Origin of the sequence: Paenibacillus turicensis (genome assembly GCF_017873435.1) — a bacterium.
Classification (GTDB): Bacteria; Bacillota; Bacilli; order Paenibacillales; family Paenibacillaceae; genus Fontibacillus; species Fontibacillus turicensis.
This window is the reverse complement of record NZ_JAGGKG010000030.1, coordinates 11399-23570: the sequence shown is the minus strand read 5'-3', so window position 1 is coordinate 23570 and position 12172 is coordinate 11399. Positions and strand designations below refer to the sequence as shown.

The 12172-nt window shown below is 37.9% G+C and carries 7 protein-coding genes and 1 riboswitch; of the genes, 5 read left to right on the top strand and 2 right to left on the bottom strand.

Features of this window, described 5'->3' with window-relative positions; genetic code table 11:
- Positions 1-385: 385 nt before the first annotated feature.
- Positions 386-1351, bottom strand: a complete 966-nt coding sequence (locus J2Z32_RS21275) for a M23 family metallopeptidase (protein ID WP_210091212.1) — start codon at positions 1349-1351, stop codon at positions 386-388.
- Positions 1352-1583: 232 nt separating this feature from the next.
- Between J2Z32_RS21275 and J2Z32_RS21270 the strand changes: the two genes are divergently transcribed.
- Both J2Z32_RS21270 and J2Z32_RS21265 read left to right on the top strand, forming a co-directional pair.
- A complete protein-coding gene (locus J2Z32_RS21270; protein ID WP_210091211.1) occupies positions 1584-2351 on the top strand; it encodes a response regulator transcription factor in 768 nt (255 codons plus the stop codon).
- Positions 2348-4171 carry a sensor histidine kinase gene (locus tag J2Z32_RS21265; RefSeq protein WP_245251684.1) on the top strand — a complete coding sequence of 608 codons (1824 nt, stop codon included), beginning with the start codon at positions 2348-2350 and terminating at the stop codon, positions 4169-4171. The genes J2Z32_RS21270 and J2Z32_RS21265 overlap by 4 nt, the downstream gene beginning before the upstream one ends.
- Positions 4172-4216: 45 nt before the next feature.
- Here J2Z32_RS21265 and J2Z32_RS21260 read toward each other — a convergent pair whose 3' ends face one another.
- On the bottom strand, positions 4217-5740 hold the full coding sequence (locus J2Z32_RS21260) for a PAS domain-containing protein (protein WP_210091210.1): 1524 nt from the start codon (positions 5738-5740) through the stop codon (positions 4217-4219).
- 276 nt (positions 5741-6016) lie between these two features.
- Positions 6017-6093: riboswitch (cyclic di-GMP riboswitch) on the top strand.
- A gap of 15 nt (positions 6094-6108) precedes the next feature.
- Here J2Z32_RS21260 and J2Z32_RS21255 point away from each other — a divergent pair.
- From J2Z32_RS21255 to J2Z32_RS21245, 3 genes are all read left to right on the top strand, one after another.
- Complete coding sequence (locus J2Z32_RS21255; protein ID WP_210091209.1) at positions 6109-6912, top strand: transglutaminase-like domain-containing protein; 804 nt, start codon at positions 6109-6111, stop codon at positions 6910-6912.
- Between the two features lie 201 nt (positions 6913-7113).
- A complete protein-coding gene (locus J2Z32_RS21250) occupies positions 7114-8244 on the top strand; it encodes a response regulator (RefSeq protein ID WP_210091208.1) in 1131 nt (376 codons plus the stop codon).
- Between the two features lie 248 nt (positions 8245-8492).
- Complete coding sequence (locus tag J2Z32_RS21245) at positions 8493-12077, top strand: collagen binding domain-containing protein (RefSeq protein ID WP_210091207.1); 3585 nt, start codon at positions 8493-8495, stop codon at positions 12075-12077.
- The last annotated feature ends 95 nt before the right edge of the window (positions 12078-12172 follow it).

The following is a 12172-nucleotide window of genomic DNA, read 5'->3' as shown; positions in this document are numbered from 1 at the left end:
GAATAGTCCCCCTCTAAGCTGAAATAGAAAAGAAAAAGTTACGTAGGTGTAGTATGGACATAATGCCAGAAGTTCATAACCTATTTTTAAAAGAGAGACAGAAAAAGGAGAGCAAAAAGGAACAGAGAAGGTTAGCCAAAGGCTTTAATTCTCTGTCCCTATTTTCTATATTTTTTGTCTATTCTTAAGGCTCAAGCTTGAAATCACTGCTTGACAACAGAGCCCAAACTAGCGAAAAGACAGGGAGATTCTGAAGATTGTCTTTTAAAATCAAATTCCAACAATTTATTTACTCCAACCAAAGGAATATGATTTTAACACAATCGAAAGAACTCTCTGTATCGTAGCTTCTAGTCTCCTGTCGTTGTCAAGTACTGATTTATAATTAGAGCCTTTCCACGGTATCATTTTGCACAGGGTGTAGGTTATTTTCCCACTTTATGCGAATTGCCGAGCTATCAATAAAATCTTTGCCATCAGACACCTGAAAGTGAAGATGGGGTTCACTTGAATTTCCTGAGTTACCACACAAGCCAATAACATCCCCTTTTTGGACTGTATCGCCTACTTTTACTTTAACTGAATTTTTCTTTAAATGAGCTAAGTAACTATATTCGCCATCGCCATGCTCAATAATAACTACATTTCCCATAGGCTCACTCTCATTTAGTTTACCAACCGGCTCATTATCTGCAATGTTGTTAACAACATGAACAACCTTACCTGTCTGAGGCGCCGTGATCTCTTGACCAAAAGCATAATAGCTTTCATTTTTCTTTATATCACCATTGTAGGAGAATCCTTCCTTCAGCTTAACAAAATCATAAGCATAACGTTGAAGTGCTAGCTCGTAGTGATAATTAGCGAGTACATTTTCACCACCCCAAAATACGAACCAATCCTGTTTAAACGGTAGTGAATAGGTTAGCTTCGTAAAGGCTTCATCCGTGTGGGGGTAACGCTCCATAGGCTTTAAAAGCATACTAGCAATTTCTCCATTTTCGGTAAGAGTTACATTAAAACCTTTGGTTTGCTTGCTATTGCTCCAAGCCTTGTATACGCCTTTATTCATCTTTAGCACAGAGGTCTCCTGCCACGACGTATTTTCAGGTATAAAGTCTTTTAATGTACGTTCAAAGTCTTCCTTAGACATTCCATTACGAAACGAAGAGGTTAAACCTTGATAAATTCGCTCAAAATCTCTTGCTTCCATCGTTTTCGCAATTTCATTTTCTGGGATAATTATTGTATCTGTCACACTCTTGCTTTTTTCCTGATTCTGTTTGGAACAGCCTGTGAATAGCACGCCTACCAAGGCTACAACTGAAATCAACATCAACATTCTTTTCATACAATTCCCCTCCATTTATTTATTTTTTTCGGCTCAATCTTGAAATTAGTTGTTGAAAATTTCTAAAAAGAGCTTTTTTTCACTACATTTAGTCTAAACTAGCAACCTTTTCATAATGAAAACGGAACCTTAACAGTATCTTAATTCAGAATAAGAATGGGCTTTGGACCTAAAAAATCATGATACAATATGGCTAGAATTAAGGTGGATGATATAAAAGGAGTGCTGTGCCATGAATGAGCAAGCAATTTTAATCGTAGACGATGAGCAAGCATTGCTAGAGTTACTTGCTACTGTATTTCGCAAAGAAGGGTTTCATCATATACATACTGTAGCTACAGCCGAAGAAGCGATTGAAGCAGTTCAGCATCAAGCGTATGCTGTCATTATTTTAGATGTGATGCTTCCTGGGATGAGTGGGGTAGAGGCATGTCCGTTTATTCGGCAATATACTGATGCACCTATTCTTTTTTTAAGTGCTCGATCTACTGATTTTGATAAGCTCAGTGGTTTTGCGGTAGGTGGCGATGACTATGTGACCAAGCCGTTTAATCCTCTAGAGATTGTGGCGCGTATACGTTCGTTATTACGTAGGAGTAGTAAGTATATTAATGCTATTAATGCTGTGACTGCTATGACTCCCGAAACTTATACTCCTGCTACTGAAAGGAATGATTTATCTTTTGCTTTTTCTCCGATCTACGACTTTGGGCGATTTCAAATTAATGAGCAAGCAGCAGAACTTATCGTTGAAGGCGAAAATGTATCCTGTCCGCCGCTTGTATTTCAGCTATTACTCTTTTTAGCTCGTCACCCTAACCGTGTATTTACAAGAGCGGAATTGTACGAAGCTGTATGGGAGGACACAAGCATTGCAGATGACAACACCGTGATGGTTCATATTCATCGAATTAGAGAGCGAATTGAAGTTAACCCTGCTAAGCCCCAATTTTTAGTAAATGTGAGGGGGATGGGATATAAGCTGGTGAACAAAAAATGAATGATAAACGAAAAACTACAACAAAAATGAAAATAAACATCAATAAGCTGAACATGAATATTAAATGGAAATTGGCACGAAGGCTTATTTCAGGCTTACTTGTGGTAGGTTTAATATTACTACTTGCTGCTGTGATGACATTGTTTTGGATTAATAGCAAGATACAAGAGATTGAAGCAACGCGACAATTTGAAAGTGCTGGTTTATCACAGTTAATCGAAACGTTGCAGCAGGATGAGGGGCGTGTTTCATTTGACCCTAAGCTGTTAGAACTGGTGAAGGAAAATGGGGGCTGGCTACAGCGCATCGATCAGGACGGCCAAGTTACAGATTCGTACCTTGTTCCCCCTGATGTTCCTTCCTCGTACAGTCCTGGGCAGTTAACAGGGTATTGGCTTGGGACAACGCCATTTCCATACCAGTTATATTTATGGATTCAGGAGAAAAATGGTGTCATGCATACGCTACTTTATGGAAAAAAGGACGAAGATCGTTTATTAGTTAAACAGTTAGCTGAGAGAACGAAGCTTGGAGCAGAGGGCGCATTACAGCTTTCCTCAAAGGATATAGACCTGCTTATGTTACGAAAATCATGGCTACAAGTGTTGGATGAAAAGGGAAACGAGGTGACCTCCTATCATAAGCCAGAAGGCGTGACTGGTCATTTTAGTTTGCAGGAGCTTGCGCTTCGCAGTGTTTACCCTGATAAATATGGAACAAAGCTTAATACGTATTATGAACAGGACAAAGGCTTAACGTGGGTGTTAAGTACACCATTAAATGAAGCCAAACCAGGGCAAGGACCGTTAATTGATCCTGAGCTAGCTGTTTTAATTTCTGCTGTGGGCACTTTAATTGGCTTTTCTATGCTTGTGTTTGCCTTATTTGCATGGTGGTTTGGGCAACGAACGGGTGCGCCTATTTTACATATTATGCAGTGGCTTAAGGTGCTAGGAAAAGGCCAATATATCGAACCACAAAAAAAGACCAATCGGCCCCAGAGTGCTGATAAAAATGGAAAAAGGAAAGGAAACTTTGCTGTGTATGGGGAAGTGCTAGACTCACTAAATACATTAACCTATACCTTGCAACGTGATGCTATCGTTCGGGAGGAAACAGAGCAGGCAAGGAACGAATGGCTTGCTGGCGTATCCCATGATTTAAAAACCCCTTTATCTTCTATAAAAGGGTATGCACATATGCTTGAAAATGAAAATTATGAGTGGAGTCGGGAGGAGGTTCAGCGCTTTGCACGTGTCATGCTTAATAAATCTAATCATATGGAACGATTAATTAGTGATCTAACACTTGAATATCAGCTACAAAGTGGGGTAACTCCGCCATATATGGAGATCGTTGATTTAAATAGCTATTTACCTGAAGCTTTGACTGGTGCAGGGATATCTCATCACAACCAAGCTGCAAACATTATTTTTTTCCCTGCAAAATCTCCTGCCTATTTGAAAATATATAAACCATGGTTTCAACGTATTGTCGACAATTTAACTGCAAATGCATTTTTGCACAATCAAAGGGAGATCACCTTGACTGTAAGCGTGTTGGTGATGGACGCTGGCAAAATAGGACTGAGCTTTGTGGACAATGGTGATGGGATGGACGATTTAACGAAGGTGAGATTATTTGAACGATATTATAGAGGAACAGACACAGATAGTGCGACAGAAGGCAGTGGACTTGGAATGGCGATTGCCAAAGCGCTAGTTGAGGTGCATGGAGGTAAGATCTTGGTAGATAGCAAGCAAGGCAAGGGGACCCAAATCAAGCTGATCTGGGACCATGCCTCGTCTAATTCCGTTTAGAATTTATTTAATTTAATGCTTGATTTAAAAGGCTGCATATCATTTTTATAAATGCTTAGCAAAATCTACTAAATTTTGCGACATCATATTGATTTCATCCATAGACGCATTAACCTCTTCGGTTAGTGCGGCTTGGGTTTGAGTAAGAATAGCCATGTTATTAATATGCTCCAATACCACATCCATCAGCTGATTCATTTTCACTAAGCTTTCATCAATATGGTTAGTTGCTTCAGCACTATGTAAAGCAAGCTTTCTAACCTCACCAGCAACGACATTAAAGCCAGCACCAAGCTCTCCAGCACGGGCAGCTTCAATCGAAGCGTTTAACCCAAGCAGGTTCGTTTGATTAGCGATTTCTTTAATAAAGCTCGAAATATCCTTAGTTTCCTCTACACTTCCTTTGGCCTCTGTTGCTGCAGAAGCAGATTTCTCTTGTGCAGTAGCAAGGTCCTGGGCTTGTGAGGTAACAGAGCTAATTCCACGAACCATCTCATCAATGGAAGCTGAAAGCTGTTTTGTTTTTTGATTCATTTGCTCTAAAATATAGGCTTTATTTTTCTCATGCGAAATATCACGAATTGTACCCGCCATACGAACAGGAGTCCCATTGCTATCACGAGTCGCCTCACCATTGGCATGGAACCAACGATACTCTCCATTTTTAAGCGCAAGACGAAACTCTGTACTATATATCTCTCTACCCGTATGGTCCGCAATATAATTTGCTAAGTATCGATTGGTTTTATCAAGATCCTCGGGATGTATGCGATCAGTCCAGCTTGTTAATATATTTGGGAAATCTTGTTCATTTTCAAAACCTAACACATGACGAAACTGTGGTGACCACCAAATCTGAGATCGTGGATGACCTAACTCACCATCATATATAATAATTTCCCATGGAGCCTCAACTAAAATTTTATTAATTAAACTGTAACGTAGGTACATATTTTCAAGCTCTATTTCCTTGAGCTTTTGTTCATGAATATTAAATAATGCACCGGCAATTGCGAGGGGAACCCCTTGCTCATCACGGATTGTCGTGCCTGTTGCTCGGAACCACTTATATTCGCCATTTCTAAGCTTAAGGCGATAAGTAATATCATAGGGGGTTTTCCCACTATGGTCTACTAAATGGTCGGCTAATGCTTTTAATGTATAATCAGCCTCTTCAGGATGTAACCGATTAGACCAGCTTTCTAGGACGTTAGGAAAATCCTGCTCACTTTGAAAGCCAAGCATGTGACGGAAATCATCACTCCAGTTAAAAGAGTTTTTTGGATTTACAGGGTCTCCTGCAACGACAGACATGTCCCATAAACCAACCTGAATCGCCTTTGTGATTAAATTAATTCGTATTTCCTTGTTTTTCATATCTTCATTGAGTGTATCTAGGGTCTTCGAGATGTTTTTAGCAATTTCCTGTGCTTTAGGGTCTTTTTCTTGTGGTGATAATTCAAAAGTAGTATTTTGCAGTTCAGTATTTGTTGCAAATTTTTGGCTCGCCTCTAACAGTTTGTCTAGTGAACTTGAATTTAATTTTAAATTTTGTGTTTTACGAAACATAGACGCACTCCTCTAATAATATAATAATGTAAGTGGGAATAATTACCTGAAAGGAGCGTAGTGTTAAAGACCTAACCACTTTCAAATTATAATTTATGCGATAATAAACCTTCATGTCAATTTGGGAAATAAGAGAGCTAAAGGGATATGGTATAGCCGCTTTCATTTATGTGAATTAATGTAAAACGAGACATAAGACCTTTTTACTAAATAGTAGACGAAAAGTATTGCATATGATGATAGATATGTTAATATAAACGTATCGATAAACTTTATAACGATAAATGGCAAACCTGTCGAAAGGCAGGGACGCAAAGCTATAGGGCCTGTGAAATGGCAGCCTGGCTACCGAAGGGAGTTTATTTTTTATGCGTAAATTTATGGTATCTACTCTTATAGTTATGCTTACCTTTTCCTTATTTTTTGGTGGCTTTACCTATGCGGCAGACAGTAATACATGGCTGAATACAAGTCAAATAGATAAAGGAATTATTAGTATTAATTATAATGTTGAGTCTGGTGGAAAAATGAAGTTATTAATTGCCAAGGGCTCGCAGCAATACAGCTATAATTTATCCCAAGGAAAACAAGAGTTTTTCCCACTTCAATTAGGAAATGGCAGTTATGTAATTAGCTTAGTGAAACAAGTATCAGGGAAAAAATATCAGGTGATCGAAAAAGCAAATCTAGCTCTTGATCTTCAAGATAGTAGTCAGGTATATTTAAATTCCATTCAAAATATTAGCTTCACTGATCAAAATCAAGCTATAAAAAAAGCAAAAGATTTAGTCAAAAATAAAGCTAGCGATATGGAGAAAATTACAGCAATTTATAATTATGTTATCGGAAATATAAAATACGACCAGTCTCTTCCTTTTAACCTAAGCACAGATTATCTTCCTCAAATTGATCGTACCTTTGTCAATCAAAAAGATATTTGCTATGGATATGCTTCACTATTTGCAGCTATGCTTCGGAGTGAAAATATCCCTACTAAATTAGTAATGGGAAATAGTAAATACGTGAAAAACTATCATGCTTGGAATGAAGTGTTTGTAGATGGCAAATGGGTTGTGATTGATACGACAGTAGATGCAGGCTGGAAGGGAACTTCAACTGCATTTGAAATGATTAAGGATACAGGGAAATATACAGCAGTTAAACAATACTAAACAAAGCAAAATTAAATGCGATTTAAAAAATATGAACTGTACGTCAAAAAAGATTTTAATTGATGTACAGTTTTTTATTTGGTATAAATAGGCAACCGTCATAAGTAGCAGTATGATATTATATATATAAGACATTACATTAACAGGTTTACCTAATTATTCATTGGCCTTTATAAATTTTTAGGATTAGGAGTTTAGTGAATGAAAGTAATTCTTGTGGATGATGAACAGCTAGCATTAGATTATCTTGAGCGTCAGCTATTAAAAATAAAAGATATTAATATTGTTGGAAAATTTACAAACCCACATGAAGCGCTGGAGGGGATTACTCAGTGTGCACCAGATGTGGTTTTTCTTGATATACAGTTGCCTGAAATGAGCGGAATTGAGCTTGCAGATTTGCTATTTGAGAGAAATCCCAATTTAAATATCGTTTTTGTAACTGCATATAATGAATTTGCGGTGAAAGCTTTTGAAATCAATGCGCTAGATTATATTGTTAAACCAGTTAGAATGGAAAGACTTATTAAAACAATCAGTCGTATGAAAGAATATCAACATGAAGCACCTAGTATGGTACAAGAAGAAACAGAAGAGCTTCGCTTACATGTGTTTAGGCAGGTTACCCTTAAAAAGGTAAAAGAGTCACCTGTTATTTTGCAATGGAGAACAAGTAAAGCGCAGGAGCTATTTCTTTACTTATTACAGCATCGGGGTCAATTAGTACGTAAGTCCTCCTTAATAGATTTATTGTGGCCTGAGCATGAACTAACAAAGGTATATTCTCAGCTATACACTGCGATATATCATATTCGAAAAACATTATCACCTTATACTGGACATTTTCAAATTATGAATATGACCGAAGGGTACTGTCTTGAGTTAAGGGATGTTACCATGGATGTAGATGAATGGGAGGATTTTAAATCACAGGATATGCCTCTCTCACCAACAACACTAGATAAATATGTTAAAATGGAGAAGCTATACGTCGGCGACTATTTACAGGAATATGATTATTGGTGGGCAGAAGGCGAACGTGAACGATTAAAAAAGCAATGGCTTGAAACGGCATATAAAATTGCCAATTGGTATATGGAGTCAGCCAATGAAGATAAGGCGATAGAGTACTATAGCAAAATATGTACTAGCAATCCACTTGAGGAGTATGCCAACTATGCACTAATGAGATTGTATGCGGCAAAAGGTCAATATCATCTTGTGACGCGTCAATTTGAGCATTTTAAACAAATGTTATTTGAAGATTTAAACGAAGAGCCAAGTTTATATATTGTAGAGTGGTATGAGAGATGGGAAAATTCCGCAGTTTAATTATTTTTATAGAAAACCAGATCGAAGCTTTATGGGCGTGGGACTGACCCCCGTTTACCCATAAGGCTTTTTTTATTGTTCAGAAATTGTATAGATGTGAGATATATCATATTTTTTGGGTTGTGGGCATCATCTTTACGTCGATGTCATATTAGTAACCATTATGAAATTTAGGAGGACTGCATTTAAACATGAGAAAGAAGTATTTTACCTTATGTATGGCATTCATATTACTATTACACAGTTTTATGGGAGTTATGATACCTGCTGCACACGCAAGTGACAATGCTACTGAATCACCTGCAGTGGTCATGCCAGCAACACCAAATGAAACTGAGGGATCTACAGATATAATTCCACCTTCTAATGGTGAGACAGAGCAACCAACAGAGCAACCAACAGAGCAACCAAATAAATCAGAAGAAGAAATAAAAAATCCTGAACAATCGGAGCAATCAGAACAGTCAGAGAAACCTGAACAAACTGATTTGGAAGCGACGAAGCCTGAGACAACTGAAAATCCCGCAGAGGCGGTTGGCTTCTCCATTACAGGTGTCACTATTAAGGATAGCAATGGTGTCGTGATTGGCGAAGGTAGTGATGACCAACTAGACCTTAATGCAGCGGTAGAAATTAGTTACAACTGGAGCTTGGCAGATGATCATACCTTCCAAGCGGGTTCTACGTATGAATTTGATATTCCAAAAGCATTTGAAATCTACACAACGATAAAAAATGAACCTTTATCCTTTGATGGAGAACAAGTGGGTACCTTTAATGTCGATACACAAGGGCATGTGACGATCACCTTTAATGAATTTGTAAAAAACCATTCTCAAGTTAGTGGGCATATTGGGGTAAAAACAAATTTCAGCTCACAAATTATTTCTGAAACCAACAAGGTTGAAATTGTTTTTCCAATTGCAGATAGCTTTGTAACAAAAACCGTTTATTTCAAGCCAGTTGGCGGAACGACATTAACGAAGCAAGGTGTTGCTGAAAAAGCAAATAAAATTAACTGGAGTGTAGATGTTAATACGACGCTCAAGACCATAGACAATGCTGTATTAAGTGATACTATTCCTGCTGGTCTAAGCCTCGATGAAACCTCTGTACAGGTGTACCATTTAAACGTGGGCATAAATAGCCCTCCAACATTAGGAGAGTTAGCTACTAATTACGTGGTGAAGGTTGAAAATGATCAGCTACAAATTAAATTTAATGAGCCTGGAATCAACTCTGCCTATAGAGTTACTTATTCCACCCCAATAGATCCAGATAGTGAGTTAGCTCAGTTCACCAATAAAGCGACTTTAACAGGAAGTAACATTAACGAAGCAACCGCATCGGCTACGGTAAATGTTCATCGCGGTGCATTACTTGAAAAAACGGTAGAAAGTTATGATGCGCCAAATCAAACGGTTCATTGGATCATTAAATACAATTTCGGTCAAAAAACAATCGCAAAGCAATATGCACTTTTAACTGACCGTTTTAATGGGGATCAGGAGCTAGTACAAGACTCATTTAAGGTTTACCGTGTAAGTGCAGACGCAGGAAGCCAACCTAATGAATCTCAGCTTGTAAGTAACTATGTATTAACACCAGTTACAAATGATGATGGTAAAAATGGCTTTAACCTACAATTTAATGAGGATATTACGGACGCATATATTATTAAATATGCAACAAAGGCAACAAAGCGAGTTGAAGATAATGGATTAAACGTAAGAAATAGTGTCACTGTAATCAAACCAGACGGTAATGGATCGGAAACGAAGGAAGCGAGTCAAACCTTAGAGAACGTGATCGGGAAAAAGCAACGTGGTGACGTGGACTATAACTTGAAGCTTGTGGACTGGAAGATCGTTATCAATGAAGACAATTATGAAATGAAAAATGTCGTCGTTCGAGATATTTTTCCAACGGGTGGCTTAAAGCTTATTCAGGATCAATTAAAGGTGCTTGATGCGAACGGTGTTGAGGTAGACGCGTCTAATTATGAGCTTGAAATTGGGGGCGTTGGTGAGGAATTTGGGAAGCAGGGCTTTACGCTTCGCTTCAAGGCTAGTTATCCTTTTAATACTAAGCATACGATCAGCTATACAACGGAGTTCAACAATGACTGGAAGCACCCACATCATATAAGCAATGCACCAGCCGGTGGAGAATTTCCGAACCAAGCATTGATTTCATGGGGAGATGATGCTAATGCTCCTAAAAGTATTACAGTAAGTGATACATTTTGGCCTGATAATTTAACAAGAAATAATGGAGCAAAGTCAGGCTCCTATGATGCAAGGTATAAAGCAATAACTTGGACGATTAAAGCAAATTACAATAAAAAAGAATTAAAAAATGCTCAAATCATCGATGTTATTCAGCCTAATCAAGTTTATAAAGAAGGTTCTCTACATGTGTATAAGATGGAATTGTTAGGCTGGTGGGACGGGACTCGTCAAGGTGAATTGGTTGATCCTTCTCAATATGAAGTCATCTCACCTACGGAACAAAATAATCATACCTTGACCGTTAAGTTTAAAAACACAATTAATAGCCCTTATTGGATTACGTTTGAGACAACGTTAGAAAATCAAGTCGTAGATAAAGTTGTGTCTAATGAAGTGACCTTTAAGGCGGATGATTATTCTGCAACTTGGGAAGGTTCAGTTAATATCCCTTATGGTGGCGAATATGTTTCTAAAAGTGGTGTGCAAAACGATGATGCCATTGATTGGACGATTTACATTAACAGAGGCCAATCATATATCAAAAATGCAATCATTTATGATGAACCAACACCAAATCAAATTGTACTTGCAGATTCATTTCATTTATATAAAGCTGTAGCTGCCGCAGATGGCTCATTAACTCAAACTACCGAACTGGCAAAAGGTGCGGATTATACACTTCAGTTAGCAAATGATGGGTCAGGACAATTTGTATTGAAATTTACGAAGTCGATTGAAAACCAAGCTTATATTTTAAAATATTCATCACTGATCCACGCAGCAAATGGAGAAATTGTTAGCAATAAAGTGAAATTTGAAGGGGATGGCATCACGGTTGGTGAGCTAACTACAAATAAAGAGATTATTGTTCGTAGTTCATCAGGTTCTGGCTCTGGTACAGGTGTTGTCGGTAACTTAGAAATTGTTAAGCTAGACAAAGAGGATGGGAAGAAATTTTTAAAAGGAGCTGTGTTTGAGCTTTCAGATGTAAAAGGAAAGCAAGCTACCTTGCAGGTAACAACAGATGAAGATGGTAAAGCTATATTTAGTAAGCTGTTATATGGAAAATATGTATTAAAAGAAATTACAGCACCAGTAGGTTATGTGCTTGACCAAACAGAGATTAGTGTCACGATCGATAAAAGTATAAAGGATGAGGGGAATGTCTTAACACTAACTGTGTTTAATAGTAAAAAGACAGACCCTAAACCTCCAGAGACACCAACAGAACCAGGTAACCCATCTACACCTTCGGTCCCAGGCACGCCAAGTAATCCTGGAACACCTAATACACCAGGAAATCCGAACACACAACAACCAACAACACCATCAGAAGAACCAAATAGCAATCCTAATCCAGAAATTGTGGATGTAGACGATGATGAAATTCCGTTAGAGGGAGTGGATTCATCTGAACCTTCACCTAGCGACAAGCCAAATAACAATAAACCTGAAACAAATAAACCTACAAAAGCATCAGGGATTACTTATTTACCACAGACGGGTGAAGAAATTCCTTTTGTGACGTATGGTATCGGTTTTATTCTTTTGACCTATGGATTATACCTTCGCTTTAACGTGATTCGGAATCGCAAAAAATAAATAGTTGTTTAAAGGGGTATTTCAGAGCAGTTGCTCTGAGATATCTCTTTTTTTAAGCAATAAAATAGACCCTTTAAAGAATTGTTTAGAATTTG